The 13,000-nt window shown below is 71.4% G+C and carries 12 protein-coding genes, 1 pseudogene and 1 riboswitch; of the genes and pseudogenes, 5 read left to right on the forward strand and 8 right to left on the reverse strand.

Features of this window, described 5'->3' with window-relative positions; translation table 11 throughout:
- Position 1: 1 nt before the first annotated feature.
- Positions 2 to 1,021, forward strand: a pseudogene (locus tag OG390_RS32030) (PLP-dependent aminotransferase family protein); the annotation flags it as partial.
- 21 nt (positions 1,022 to 1,042) lie between these two features.
- Here the strand turns inward: OG390_RS32030 and OG390_RS32035 are convergent.
- Positions 1,043 to 1,867 carry a hypothetical protein gene (locus OG390_RS32035; RefSeq protein ID WP_406177957.1) on the reverse strand — a complete coding sequence of 275 codons (825 nt, stop codon included), beginning with the start codon at positions 1,865 to 1,867 and terminating at the stop codon, positions 1,043 to 1,045.
- Between the two features lie 160 nt (positions 1,868 to 2,027).
- Between OG390_RS32035 and OG390_RS32040 the strand changes: the two genes are divergently transcribed.
- Positions 2,028 to 2,363: a hypothetical protein gene (locus tag OG390_RS32040; protein ID WP_406172869.1), complete on the forward strand. Its 336-nt coding sequence runs from the start codon at positions 2,028 to 2,030 to the stop codon at positions 2,361 to 2,363.
- Between the two features lie 193 nt (positions 2,364 to 2,556).
- Here the strand turns inward: OG390_RS32040 and rocD are convergent, their stop codons facing one another.
- The gene (rocD, locus tag OG390_RS32045) at positions 2,557 to 3,771 is read right to left on the reverse strand and encodes an ornithine--oxo-acid transaminase (RefSeq protein ID WP_406172870.1); all 1,215 of its coding nucleotides are present in this window, start codon (positions 3,769 to 3,771) and stop codon (positions 2,557 to 2,559) included.
- Positions 3,772 to 3,928: 157 nt separating this feature from the next.
- A riboswitch (ZMP/ZTP riboswitch) is annotated at positions 3,929 to 4,016 on the forward strand.
- A 31-nt stretch (positions 4,017 to 4,047) separates the two neighbouring features.
- Here rocD and OG390_RS32050 point away from each other — a divergent pair.
- Complete coding sequence (locus OG390_RS32050; protein ID WP_406172871.1) at positions 4,048 to 5,493, forward strand: glycine hydroxymethyltransferase; 1,446 nt, start codon at positions 4,048 to 4,050, stop codon at positions 5,491 to 5,493.
- 22 nt (positions 5,494 to 5,515) lie between these two features.
- On the opposite strand, the gene OG390_RS32055 is transcribed toward OG390_RS32050, so the two are convergent.
- The 4 genes from OG390_RS32055 to OG390_RS32070 all read right to left on the reverse strand — a co-directional run bounded on the left by OG390_RS32055 (position 5,516) and on the right by OG390_RS32070 (position 8,645).
- Positions 5,516 to 6,253, reverse strand: a complete 738-nt coding sequence (locus OG390_RS32055; protein ID WP_406172872.1) for a hypothetical protein — start codon at positions 6,251 to 6,253, stop codon at positions 5,516 to 5,518.
- Between the two features lie 74 nt (positions 6,254 to 6,327).
- Positions 6,328 to 7,056: a hypothetical protein gene (locus OG390_RS32060; protein ID WP_406172873.1), complete on the reverse strand. Its 729-nt coding sequence runs from the start codon at positions 7,054 to 7,056 to the stop codon at positions 6,328 to 6,330.
- A gap of 115 nt (positions 7,057 to 7,171) precedes the next feature.
- Complete coding sequence (locus OG390_RS32065) at positions 7,172 to 8,038, reverse strand: hypothetical protein (protein ID WP_406172874.1); 867 nt, start codon at positions 8,036 to 8,038, stop codon at positions 7,172 to 7,174.
- A complete protein-coding gene (locus tag OG390_RS32070; RefSeq protein WP_406172875.1) occupies positions 8,031 to 8,645 on the reverse strand; it encodes an RNA polymerase sigma factor in 615 nt (204 codons plus the stop codon). Before OG390_RS32070 ends, OG390_RS32065 begins: the two co-directional genes overlap by 8 nt.
- Positions 8,646 to 8,744: 99 nt before the next feature.
- Here OG390_RS32070 and trpS point away from each other — a divergent pair, with 99 nt between their 5' ends.
- Complete coding sequence (gene trpS, locus OG390_RS32075; protein WP_406172876.1) at positions 8,745 to 9,758, forward strand: tryptophan--tRNA ligase; 1,014 nt, start codon at positions 8,745 to 8,747, stop codon at positions 9,756 to 9,758.
- Between the two features lie 238 nt (positions 9,759 to 9,996).
- Complete coding sequence (locus tag OG390_RS32080; RefSeq protein ID WP_406172877.1) at positions 9,997 to 10,578, forward strand: 2'-5' RNA ligase family protein; 582 nt, start codon at positions 9,997 to 9,999, stop codon at positions 10,576 to 10,578.
- Between the two features lie 106 nt (positions 10,579 to 10,684).
- On the opposite strand, the gene OG390_RS32085 is transcribed toward OG390_RS32080, so the two are convergent.
- Both OG390_RS32085 and OG390_RS32090 read right to left on the reverse strand, forming a co-directional pair.
- A complete protein-coding gene (locus tag OG390_RS32085) occupies positions 10,685 to 11,440 on the reverse strand; it encodes a decaprenylphospho-beta-D-erythro-pentofuranosid-2-ulose 2-reductase (RefSeq protein ID WP_406172878.1) in 756 nt (251 codons plus the stop codon).
- Between the two features lie 168 nt (positions 11,441 to 11,608).
- Positions 11,609 to 12,958, reverse strand: a complete 1,350-nt coding sequence (locus OG390_RS32090) for an FAD-binding protein (protein ID WP_406172879.1) — start codon at positions 12,956 to 12,958, stop codon at positions 11,609 to 11,611.
- Between the last annotated feature and the right edge of the window lie 42 nt (positions 12,959 to 13,000).

The following is a 13,000-nucleotide window of genomic DNA, read 5'->3' on the forward strand; positions in this document are numbered from 1 at the left end:
GTGGCTCAAGGCCGCCCGTCGCGCGCTGGCCGCCGCGCCGCACGACGCCCTCGGCTACGGCGATCCGCGAGGCCGCCTCGAACTGCGCACCGCCCTCGCGGGCTACCTCTCCCGTGCCCGGGGCGTACGGGCCGACCCGGAGCGCGTCGTGATCTGCTCCGGGTTCTCGGACGGCCTGACACTGCTCGGCGCGGTGCTGCGGCAGCGGGGCCTGCGCGCCCTCGCCGTGGAGTCGTACGGCCTGGACGTCCACTGGAACCTTGCGCACTGCTCGGGCCTGCGCACGACGCCGCTTCCCTTCGATGAACTGGGCACGCGCACAAGCGACTTGTCGGGGGCGCGAGCCGTCCTGCTCACCCCCGCTCATCAGTTCCCCATGGGCGTGCCGCTCCATCCGGACCGCCGGGCCGCGGTGGTGGACTGGGCCCGCCGCACCGGCGGCCTGATCCTGGAGGACGACTACGACGGCGAGTTCCGCTACGACCGCCAGCCGGTCGGCGCGCTGCAGGGCCTCGACCCCGACCGCGTGGTCTACCTGGGCACCGCCAGCAAGTCGCTGGCCCCCGCGCTGCGCCTGGGCTGGCTGGTGCTGCCCCCGTCGCTCGCGGACGAGGTCGTCTCCCTGAAGGGCGGCGGGGGCTGGAGCACCGGTGCCCTGGACCAGCTGACCCTCGCCGAGTTCCTCACCTCCGGAGCGTACGACCGACACGTCCGCGCCGCCCGGCTCCGTTATCGGCGCCGCCGCGACGCCCTTGTCGCCGCCCTCGCGACCCGGGCCCCCGCCGTCCACGCCACCGGCATCGCCGCCGGTCTCCACGCCGTGCTCGAACTCCCCCCGGGGACCGAACAGTCGGTGGTCCAGGCCGCCGCCTGGCAGGGTCTCGCCGTCCACGGCCTGTCGCGCTACCGCCATCCCGACGCGGTCCCCGAGCCCCTGGACGCGCTGGTCGTGGGCTACGGCACACCGCCCGACCACGCGTGGTCGGGCGCCCTGGACGCGCTGTGCCGGGTGCTGCCTTGAGACAGGGGAGGTTTCGCCTCCCTACGGCTCCTCGCCGGGCGCTTCCCCGAACCGCGCCAGCGCCAGCGCTCCCGCCACGGCCACCGCAAACCCGAGAATCGCCAGCCACGACAGCCCCTCCCGCGTACGGTCCCCCAACCACACCACCCCCACCACCGCGGGCCCGATGGTCTCCCCGATGACCAGACCGGCGGTGGCCGTCGTCACCGAACCCCGCTGCAAGGCCGAGGTGAGCAGCACAAACGCCGCCCCTCCACCAAGGAGCAGCGCATACGTCGCCGGATTGCCCAGCAACGCCCCCGGATCGAGGTCGTCGATGAGCCGCACCGCCACCTCGACCACCCCGAACCCGAACCCGGCACCCAGCCCGAGCGCGAGCGGCCGTCCCCGCTCGGGCAACCGCCCGCCCACGAGGCTCAACAGCAGCACGGCGACGGCCGTGCCCAACATCGCGTACTTCAATGCGGTGGACCCCGCCACCTCCCCCTCCGTCCCGGACGCAAGCCCCAGCATCGCGAGCCCCGCGCACACCACCCCCACCGCGCCCCACTCGACCCGGCTCAACCGCACCCGCAGCAGCCACGAGGCCACCACCGCCGTCACGGCGAGACTCGCGGCGAGCGCCGCCCCGACCGCGTAGATCGGAATCGACCGCAGCGCGGCGATCTGCAGCAAGAACCCGACCCCGTCGAGCGCGAGCCCCGCCAGATACCGCCACTGCCGCAGCGCCCGCAGCAGAAGCGCCGTGTCGCCGCCCGGCCCGCTGTCGGCCGCCGCGCGCGCGGCCATCGCCTGCAACACCGTCGCCGTACCGAAGCAGACCGATGCGCCAAGGGCGCACATCATTCCGAAGAGCACGACGTGACTGTAGGGGACGGTGAATCGCGGGGGGTCACTGCGGGGTTTCCGTAAGCGATCTCTAATCTGATCACCTTCGGCAGGTGAATGAACTGAACAGAACACGCGCACACCGCTCGGAAACAGCGGCGACAACGGGGGAGCGGACATGGCAGACACTCGACGGCAACTGCGCTCAGGCACCGTCGAGCTCGGCGGTATGGGACTCCTCGCGGCGGCGCTCACCGCCTGCTCCTCGGACCCCGACAAGCGCTGCGTCGACCGCGACAGCTACAACCTCACCAAGGGCTACAAGGTCGTCGCCGACAAGAACTGCAAGTCCACCAAGACGTCGGCCAACGGCTCCTGGTACTACGGCGGCAAGAAGAAGAGCGGCTGGGTCGACGGCGGCTCCTTCACCAAGCCCCGCAAGGGATCCGGCAGTTCGAGCGGCGGTGGCCACGGCAGCGGCTTCGGCCGCGGCATGGGCAGCTCCGGCGGCTGAGCGCGTACGACGCCTTCCGGGGCGCGGGTCGATGGTGACTGCACCACATGTGCCTGGCGGCGGCCGCGCCCGCTTCCTGCCGCACGTCATCCTCTAGCCCGAGAGCCCGAGAGCCCGAGAGCCCGAGAGCCCGAGAGCCCGAGAGCCCGAGAGCCCGAGAGCCCGAGAGCCCGAGAGCGAGAGCCCGAACCGACTACGCCCCCAGCACGCCTCGGAGCTGGGCGAGCCCCCAGTCCAGGTCCTCCTTGCTGATGACCAGGGGCGGGGCGATCCGGATCGTGACGCCGTGGGTGTCCTTGACGAGAACGCCCCGGTCCATCAGCTTCTCGGAGATCTCCCGCCCGGTGCCGTAGGCCGGGGCGATGTCGATCCCCGCCCACAGACCGCGCCCGCGCACCTGTGTGACATGGCCGGTGCCCGTCAGCAGGGCCAGCGCGCGGTGCAGATGCTCGCCGAGCTCGGCGGCCCGCCGCTGGAACTCGCCCGACCGCAGCATCGCGATCACCTCCAGCGCCACCGCACAGGCCAGCGGATTCCCCCCGAACGTCGACCCGTGCTCCCCGGGCCGGAACACCCCGAGCACCTCGCTGGACGACACCACGGCCGAGACGGGGACGACCCCACCACCGAGCGCCTTGCCGAGCACATACATGTCGGGCACCACACCCTCGTGCTCACAGGCGAACGTACGCCCGGTCCTGCCCAGGCCCGACTGGATCTCGTCCGCGATGAACAGGACATTCCGCTCCCGCGTCACCTCCCGCACCCCCTGGAGATAGCCGGGCGGCGGCACCAGAACCCCCGCTTCGCCCTGAATCGGCTCCAACAGCACGGCGACCGTCTCCTCGGTGACCGCCTCGCGCAGCGCCGCCAGATCCCCGTACGGCACGATGTCGAAGCCCGGCGTGAACGGGCCGAAGTCCGCCCGCGCCTCCGGGTCCGTGGAGAAGCTGATGATCGTCGTCGTACGGCCGTGGAAGTTGTCGCCGGCCACGACGACCCTCGCCCTGCCGTCCGGGACGCCCTTGACCCGGTACCCCCACTTCCGGGCCGTCTTCACCGCGGTCTCCACCGCCTCCGCGCCCGTGTTCATCGGCAGCACCATCTCCATGCCGCACAGTGCCGCCAGTTCCCGGCAGAAGTCAGCGAACCGGTCGTGATGGAACGCCCGCGACGTCAGCGTCACCCGCTCCAGCTGCGCCTTCGCCGCGTCGAGCAGCCGCCGGTTGCCATGTCCGAAATTCAGCGCCGAGTATCCGGCCAGCAGATCGAGGAAGCGGCGCCCCTCGACATCCGTCATCCAGGCCCCGTCCGCCGTCGCCACGACGACCGGCAGCGGGTGGTAGTTGTGCGCGCTGTGCGCGTCGGCCGAGGCGATGAACGCCTTCGTCGTCTCCGTAGCGGTCACGGGGTCTCCGTTTCTTGACGTGCGGCACGAGGGGCGCGCGTTCCCGAGCACGGGGGAGTGATGCCCGCGAGCGGCGGGTGGCTTGTGGCCTATTTCCTATCGTCGCTCGCATGGTGGACTCGGGAACCCGGCCGTCCGGCGCGCCCGGTAGGCTGATCGACGGGGCCGTGACTGGCGCGCTGGGATGGGACCGACCATCGGGGAGCGGCTCCAGCAACTGTGTGCCGTGCGCCTGGGCCGACCCGTGAACGCTGAACGCCACGTCCGGAGGCCGTCATGCCAGAGCCCCTTTCCACCGAATCCACCGCCTTCCGCAGCGCTCTCGACGTGATCCGGGCCGTGGAGCCCCGCGTCGCCGACGCCATCGGCCAGGAAGTCGCCGACCAGCGCGACATGCTCAAGCTGATCGCGTCCGAGAACTACGCCTCCCCGGCCACCCTCCTGGCCATGGGCAACTGGTTCAGCGACAAGTACGCCGAGGGCACCATCGGCCGCCGCTTCTACGCCGGCTGTCGCAACGTCGACACCGTCGAGGCCCTCGCGGCCGAGCACGCCCGCGAACTCTTCGGCGCCGAGCACGCCTACGCCCAGCCGCACTCCGGCATCGACGCCAACCTCGTCGCCTTCTGGGCCGTCCTCGCCGCCCGCGTCGAGGCCCCCGCCCTGGAGCGGGCCGGTGTCCGCAACGTCAACGACCTCTCCGAGGCCGACTGGGCCGAGCTGCGCCATGCCTTCGGCAACCAGCGCATGCTCGGCATGTCCCTGGACGCCGGAGGCCACCTCACCCACGGCTTCCGCCCGAACATCTCCGGCAAGATGTTCGACCAGCGCTCCTACGGCACCGACCCCGCCACCGGCCTCATCGACTACGAGGCCCTGCGCACCTCCGCCCGTGACTTCAAGCCGCTGATCATCGTCGCCGGCTACTCCGCCTACCCCCGCCTGGTGAACTTCCGCATTATGCGGGAGATCGCCGACGAGGTCGGCGCGACCCTGATGGTCGACATGGCGCACTTCGCCGGTCTGGTCGCGGGCAAGGTCCTCACCGGCGACTTCGACCCGATCCCGCACGCCCAGATCGTCACCACCACCACGCACAAGTCACTGCGCGGCCCGCGCGGCGGCATGGTGCTGTGCGACGAGACCCTCGCCGAGCAGGTCGACCGCGGCTGCCCGATGGTCCTCGGTGGCCCCCTTCCCCATGTCATGGCCGCCAAGGCCGTCGCACTCGCCGAGGCGCGTCGCCCCGAGTTCCGCGACTACGCCCAGGCCGTCGTCGACAACTCCCGCGCCCTCGCCGAGGGCCTGATGCGCCGCGGCGCCACTCTGGTCACCGGCGGCACCGACAACCACCTCAACCTGATCGACGTCGCCTCCTCCTACGGCCTCACCGGCCGCCAGGCCGAGTCCGCACTGCTCGACTCGGGCATCGTCACCAACCGCAACTCCATCCCCGCCGACCCGAACGGCGCCTGGTACACCTCCGGCATCCGTATCGGCACGCCCGCGCTGACCACCCGTGGTCTGGGCACGGCCGAGATGGACGAGATCGCCGGTCTGATCGACCGCGTCCTCACCGCCGCCGAGCCCGGCACGACGGCCAAGGGCAGCCCGTCCAAGGCCCAGCACGTCCTGGACCCGAAGATCTCCGACGAGATCGCCCACCGCGCCACCGACCTGCTCGCCGGCTTCCCGCTCTACCCGGAGATCGACCTCGGCTGACGCACCCGGTACCTCACCGGGGCTACAAGTCGATCAGCTCCTGTCGTGGTTCCCGCGGCGGTCCGGCAGCTTTCTGCCGGGCCGCCGCGCCGCGTATCACAAGGGTGCCGCCGACTCCGATCACCAGGCCGGCCGCCAGCCCGGGTATCGCCCACCTCGCACGCTCCACCGCATGCGGGTCCGTGTCGGCCATCGATGTGCTTCCGGAGCCGAACAGCCTCCCCTGTTCCGCCAACTGCTCGAATACCGAGCGCGGTGCCCGATGCCAGCGGATGTCGTCGTCCTCCACGTCGGGTGAAGGATCCGAGCGCACCCACGGCGTCCCGTCCGCGGCGACGAACACCTGGTCCTGGCGCTCGATGGCGACATCGCCGCCGGGCGCCCTCTGGGTCCGGGGCCAGCCCCCGACCCCGGTCAGCCCCCAGATCACCGTGGCTCGCACCTTCGGGAAGTGGCCCGCCACCCAGGCCTCGGGCACCCGCTCCGTCCCCGTGTACCTGGGCGACAGCAACCGCCAGAGCCGTACGAAGTCCTCCTCCCCCGAGCGCAGGGTGGTCGTCCGCCCCGTGTCACCGGCGATGACCACGGCCACATCCGGGGTGTCGGCCGTCGCGTAGAAAGCGGTGCCCGTCGAGGCGTGGGCCCCAGGTGCACCGAGCGCGGCCAGCGCCACGGAAGCCAGAGACAGGAGCCATGACCTCGCACTCGTCCGTCCGACCCGGAACCTCATCCGGCCCCCGTCGTCCGTGCTCCCCTTCATCCGTCCCCCTCGTCATCCGTCCCCTCGTCATCCGTCCCCTCGTGCGTCCCGCGTCCCCTCGCGCACCCAGCACGTCACACGTCCCGAAGCTCCTGCCGAGGCTCCGTCTCGCGCTCTCGCCTGCCCAGAGGCCGAGCTCCCGGTACCCCGGCGACCAGCGGCCGCAGCACCAGGGCCAGCATCGCTCCGGCCGCTGCCCCCGGTATCGCCCACCACCAGTCGGTGCCGTCGTCGGCCGTGGCACCTGCGGCGGTCGTGGTGCGGGCCTGTTCGGTGGGTGCGGGGGCGGGTGCGGTGTGGGAGCCCTCCGGCGTCTGCCAGGGGGCCGGGAAGATTTCCCCGCCGCCCTTGGGCGACGGCTTGCCCAGTACGTCGAGCTTCTTGAACAGCGCCCGCACTTGGGCCGGGTGCTCCGCCCTGTGCCAGTAGCCGTTCATACTCGGCAGGTCCGTTGTCGTGTGTATCCAGACGTCCTTGCTCCGCGGGGAGTCCGGATAGACGCGGTCGACCCGCCACGGCGACACGTCATGGACCAGCCATGTGACATTGAGCTGATGTCCGCCGGCGGCTCCCAGCCCGGGCGGCTCCTCGCGCGTGCCCGAGCCGGGCTCGCCCAGCAGGCGCATCAACTGCCCGTACTCCTCCTCCGAGTAGTACAACGCCGTGGTCTCCGCGCTCTCCGGCGAGACCACCAGCACGCTCGTCGGGCCGCCGGCCATCGCGGACGGTGCCCACAGCAGCATCGCCGCGAGGGAAACCGCCAACGCCCCCATCAACGCGAGCAGTTCACGAAGCCTGCGCATCCGAACCCCCAACCAGCCGGTCGATCCACGTGCGGCCCGCCCGCACGCCGTGTGTCACTTCTGGTACACCGCTCGAACCGCCGGGGTTCCCACTCGCCACCGACCAGAATTCCGGCTACTTCAGAGACTTCGCGATCTCCACTGCGCGCGCCTTGGACGCCACCCCCTCGAGCCGGAGGGTCACCTCGCCCTCGTGCATCCACAGCAGCGTGGGCCCCGCCGTCCGCTCGGAGCGGGTGAAGCGGTCGCCGTCCGCGTCGATCAGCCAGAAGCTCAGCAGATGCGGCTTCGGAAACCACAGCGCCGGATTGCCGTAGTCCTCGTCTCCGCCCAGTGACACCCACTCCGGTGGCTCCCGTACCGTCTTCGAGAAGCCGAGGTCCAGGCTCGCCGGATACTCGTCCAGCCGGACCGTGTGCCCGTGCTCGCGCCGGCACAGACTCATCCGGAGCCGCCCCTTCGGCTCGCGTGTCACCGTCACCGCGTCCGGAGTCCCGAAAGCGCCGGGCACGAGAGGTTCGAACCCCGCCCGTCGCCCCGCCTGCGCCAAGGTCAGCGAAGGACCGCACCCCGGCACCCGGGCCCCGGGCGAGGGCACCGCCGACGGGTCGTACCGCACCTCGACCCCGCCGAAGCCGAACCAGTCGATGACGGCGGCGCGCACCGGGGGCGTGAGCACGAGGACCGTCAGCACACCGCACAGCCCCGCGGTCAGCGCGCGCCAGCGCACGCGCGCCCAGCGGCGCACCGCCCGGAGCCGCTCGCCCGGTCTCCGGGGCTCGGCCACCGGGACGGGGATCCGCTCGGCGAGAATCTGCTCCAACACGCGCTCGACCATCGACTCGCTCCCGGCCGCCCAGGGCTGGTCCAGCGAACGCCCGAGCGCCCGCAGCTCCGCGGGCAGGCGCGAGACACCCTCACGGCCACTTTGACCCCGGTCACCGGAAGGCTCCGCGTCCCCCTCTCCGTACGACTCACTCATGCTCAGCACCCCCTTCCCGAGGCTCTCCGGGTTCGAAGTCCGGCAGCAGCCGGCCCAGCTTGCGCAGGGCGCGGTTGAGGCGGGACTTCACCGTGCCGCGCGGCCAGCCCAGGGCCTGGGCCGTCTCCGGTTCGTCCATCTCCAGGAGATAGCGGTACGTGACAACGAGGCGGTGCTCCTCGCTCAGCTGGTCCAGGGCGGCCAGCAGCGCCGCGCGGCGCTCTATCTCCAGCGCCGCGACCGCCGGGTCCGCCGATTCCGGTATCAGCGGGTCCGCCTCCGCGAACGCGGCCTCCCGGCCGGCCAGCGTCCGCTGGCGCACCGCCGTCCGCACTGTGTTCCTCGTCTCATTGGCGACGATCGAGAGCAGCCACGGCTTGAACGCCGCGCCGTCCCGAAAGCGCCCCAGCGAGCAGTACGCCTTGATGAAGGCCTGCTGCACCACGTCCTCCGCGTCCGCACCCGCCCCCAGCGCCCTGGCCGCCCTGATCGCGATGCCCGAGTGGGCACGGACCAGCTCCGCGTACGCCTCCGGCTCACCGGCGCGTACGCGTGCGATCACCACGGCCTCGTCGACGACGATGCGGCCCCCCTCCCGCGTCCTCACACTCTTGCTACACCGCCCGAGGCCGATCGGTTCCCACCTGTGTCACATCTGTTTCCGACCAGTTCCGGACCGGGCCCCGACACCTGAGAGAATGGCCCCATGGCCTCTGACCGTCCCCGCGTGCTCTCCGGAATCCAGCCGACCGCAGGCTCGTTCCACCTCGGCAACTACCTCGGCGCCGTCCGCCAGTGGGTGGCCCTGCAGGAGTCCCACGACGCGTTCTACATGGTCGTCGACCTGCACGCGATCACCGTTCCGCAGGACCCCGCGGACCTGCGCGCCAACACCCGGCTCGCCACCGCGCAGCTGCTCGCCGCCGGTCTCGACCCGGAGCGCTGCACGCTCTTCGTGCAGAGTCACGTCCCCGAGCACGCCCAGCTGGCCTGGATCATGAACTGCCTCACCGGCTTCGGCGAGGCGTCCCGCATGACGCAGTTCAAGGACAAGTCCGCCAGGCAGGGTGCCGACCGCGCCTCCGTCGGCCTCTTCACGTACCCGATCCTGCAGGTCGCGGACATCCTGCTGTACCAGGCCAACGAGGTCCCTGTCGGCGAGGACCAGCGCCAGCACATCGAGCTCACGCGTGACCTCGCCGAGCGCTTCAACGGCCGCTTCGGCCAGACGTTCACGGTCCCGAAGCCGTACATCCTCAAGGAGACGGCGAAGATCTTCGATCTCCAGGACCCGACGATCAAGATGAGCAAGTCGGCGTCGACTCCCAAGGGCCTCATCAACCTGCTCGACGAGCCGAAGGCGACCGCCAAGAAGGTCAAGAGCGCGGTCACCGACACGGACACCGTCATCAGGTATGACACGGAGCACAAGCCGGGTATCAGCAACCTGCTGACCATCTACTCGACCCTCACCGGAACCGGTATCGAGGAACTGGAGCAGAAGTACACCGGCAAGGGCTACGGTGCGCTCAAGACGGACCTCGCCGAGGTCATGGTGGACTTCGTGACGCCGTTCCGGGAGCGCACCCAGCAGTATCTGGACGACCCGGAGACGCTCGACTCGATCCTGGCCAAGGGTGCCGAGAAGGCGCGTGCCGTCGCCGCGGAGACGCTCTCCCAGGCGTACGACAGGGTCGGTTTCCTCCCCGCCAAGCACTGACCGCCGGGGCCTTTGCGTACGACAGCCGAAACCGCTGTCGTACGCAGAGGCACGGCAGCCCCTACCACAGCCCGTTCGGCAGTGAGTACGAGACGAGCGCGACACTCCTACGACCGCCGCCGGCGGGCCGCACCGCCGTACAGTCGAAAGCCGGGCAGGCCGAGCAGCCACCCCTGCCCGCGCGAAGACACCGGACCTTCAAAGACAGCGAACCTTCGAAACAACGACAGGAGACGACGTGGGGACCGTAACGATCGGCGTGTCGATCGCGGTCCCGGAGCCTTACGGCAGCCTGCTCCAGGAGCGGCGCGCGGGCTTCGGCGACCCCGCGGCTTCCGGCATCCCCACGCACGTCACGCTGCTGCCGCCGACGGAGGTCGACGACTCGGCGCTGCCGGCGATCGAGGCGCATCTCGTCGAGGTCGCGGGCACCGGGCGCCCCTTCCCCATGCGGTTGTCCGGCACGGGCACCTTCCGCCCCCTGTCGCCCGTCGTGTACGTGCGGGTCGTCGAGGGTGCCGAAGCCTGCACCTGGTTGCAGAAGCAGGTCCGGGACGCCTCAGGGCCGGTCGCGCGTGACCTCCAGTTCCCGTACCACCCGCACGTCACGGTGGCGCACGGCATCGATGACGAGTCGATGGACCGGGCCTACGAGGCGCTGTCCGGGTACGAGGCCGAGTGGCCCTGCACCGGGTTCGCCCTCTACGAACAGGGCGCGGACGGCGTCTGGCGCAAGCTGCGCGAGTTCGCCTTCGGCAGCGCCGTGGTGCCCCCTCAGGCGGGCGCCCCGGAGCGGGACACCACGCTGCCGGCCCGCTAGGACACTCCGCGGCAGGATCCTCCTGTGCGACCGGCAGTAGGCTCCGCCGGCACGACCCCTTGGCGGAGGTGGGATCGGCAGCCCACCGGCCGGCGGTCCCGGATCATCAGATCGGCAGCCGCCGGAACACCGGTCGCGGTACGTGCCGCAGCGCCGCCATCACCAGGCGCAGCGCTCCGGGTACCCACACCGTCTCCGACCGGCGTCGCAGCCCCGTCTCCACGGCCGTCGCGACCGCCTCCGGAGTGGTGGCCAGGGGCGCCTGGGGCAGGCCCGCCGTCATCCTCGTACGGACGAACCCGGGGCGTACGACCATCACGTGCACGCCCGTGCCGTGCAGCGCGTCGCCCAGGCCCTGCGCGAAGGCGTCCAGGCCCGCCTTGCTGGAGCCGTAGATGAAGTTGGAGCGCCGGGCGCGCTCGCCGGCGACCGAGGAGAGCACCACCAGGGAGCCGTGTCCCTGTGTTTGGAGGGCCCGCGCGCACACCAGACCGGCCGACACCGCGCCCGTGTAGTTGGTCTGCGCCACTCGTACCGCCGACACGGGCTCGTTCTCGTCCCGCGCCTGGTCGCCGAGCACGCCGAACGCCAGCAGCACCATGTCGACGTCGCCCTCCGCGAAGACCTTGCCGAGCGCGGTCTCATGGGACTCGCAGTCGAGGGCGTCGAAGGCGACGGTACGGGCGTCCGCGCCCATCCCGCGCAGTTGCTCGGCGGCTTGCTCCAGGGCGGGGGACGGGCGTCCCGCGAGCCACACCGTGCGGGTGCGCCGGACGATCAGACGGCGCGCGGTGGCCAGCGCGATCTCGGACGTGCCGCCGAGGATCAGCAGGGACTGGGGGAGACCGAAGGCGTCCTTCATGACAGCTCCTAGGGGCTGGTGCGACCAGAGACGGGGGCGAGGGGAGATCGGAGGGACTGCGGAGCGCGGGGGCCGGAGGCGGAGGAGGTCAAGGATCGAGGGGGCCAAAGACCGAGGGGGCCAAAGACCGAGGGGGCCAAAGACCGAGGGGGCCAAAGACCGAGGGGACTAAAGACCGAGGCGGCGGGACAGGTCCGAGGTGAAGACGCCTCGGGGGTCCAACTCCCGTCGCAGGGAACGGAATTCACCGAGGCGCGGATACATCTCGGCCAGTAGCTCGGGCCGCAGCCGCGCGTCCTTGGCGAGGTACACCCGCCCGTCGGCCGCGGCCACCTCCTCGTCCAGCTCGTCGAGGAAGGAGCCGAGCCCCGGCAGGTTCGCGGGGATGTCCAGGGCGAGGGTCCAGCCCGGCATGGGAAAGGACAGCCAGCCCGGATCGCCCTCTCCGAAGCGCTTCAGGACGGCGAGGAAGGACGGGCAGCGGCGTACGGAGATGCGCTGCACGATCCGGCGCAGGGCCTCCTCCTGTCCGTATCCGACGACGAACTGGTACTGCACGAAGCCACCCCGCCCGTAGACGCGGTTCCAGTGCGGCACCCCGTCGAGGGGGTGGAAGAAGGTCGAGATCTTCTGCAGCTCTCCGCCGCGCGCGCGTGGTGCCTTCCGGTACCAGAGCTCATTGAAGATGCCCACTGTCGCGCGCCCCAGGAGTCCCTCCGGCAGGAAGGCGGGCGCGGACGGGAACTGCGCGGGGCGGAACGCCAGGGGGTGCCTACGCGCGCGTGCGGGCAGGGCGTCCAGCGGCGCGTGATCGCCGCGGGTCAGCACCGAGCGCCCCATCGACGTCCCGCGCGCGAGCAGGTCGATCCAGGCCACCGAGTACCGGTAGTTGTGGTCCGTGGCGGCGAGGCGGGCCATCAAGTCGTCGAGGTCCGCGGCGCGTTCCGTGTCGACGGACATCAGCGAGGTCGCGACGGGCTGGAGCCGGACGGTTGCCGTGAGGATCACACCGGTCAGGCCCATGCCGCCCGCGGTGGCGTCGAAGAGGGGCGTGCCCCGGCCGACCGTATGGATTGCGCCGTCCGCGGTCAGCAGCTCGAAGGAGAGAACGTGCCGCGCGAACGAGCCCGACACGTGGTGGTTCTTGCCGTGGATGTCCGCGCCGATCGCGCCGCCGACGGTCACGTAGCGGGTCCCGGGCGTGACCGGCACGAACCAGCCGAGCGGGAGCAGGACTTCCATGAGCCGGTGCAGGGACACCCCCGCGTCGCACAGGACGGTGCCGCCGTCCGCGTCGATCGCGTGGATCCGGTCCAGGCCCGTCATGTCGAGCACGGCTCCGCCCGCGTTCTGCGCGGCGTCCCCGTAGGCCCGTCCGAGGCCCCGGGGGATGCCTCCGCGTGTCCCGCACCCCCGGACGGCCGCCGCCGCCTCCTCGTAGGTGCGCGGGTGGACCAGACGGGCGGTGGTCGGGGCGGTGCGGCCCCAACCCGTGACGGAGACGGTGTCGGCAGGCATGACGGTGACCGTAGCGTCGGTAAGGGTGCATAACGCCCCAAT

This window comes from Streptomyces sp. NBC_00996 (assembly GCF_045162675.1).
GTDB lineage: Bacteria > Actinomycetota > Actinomycetes > Streptomycetales > Streptomycetaceae > Streptomyces.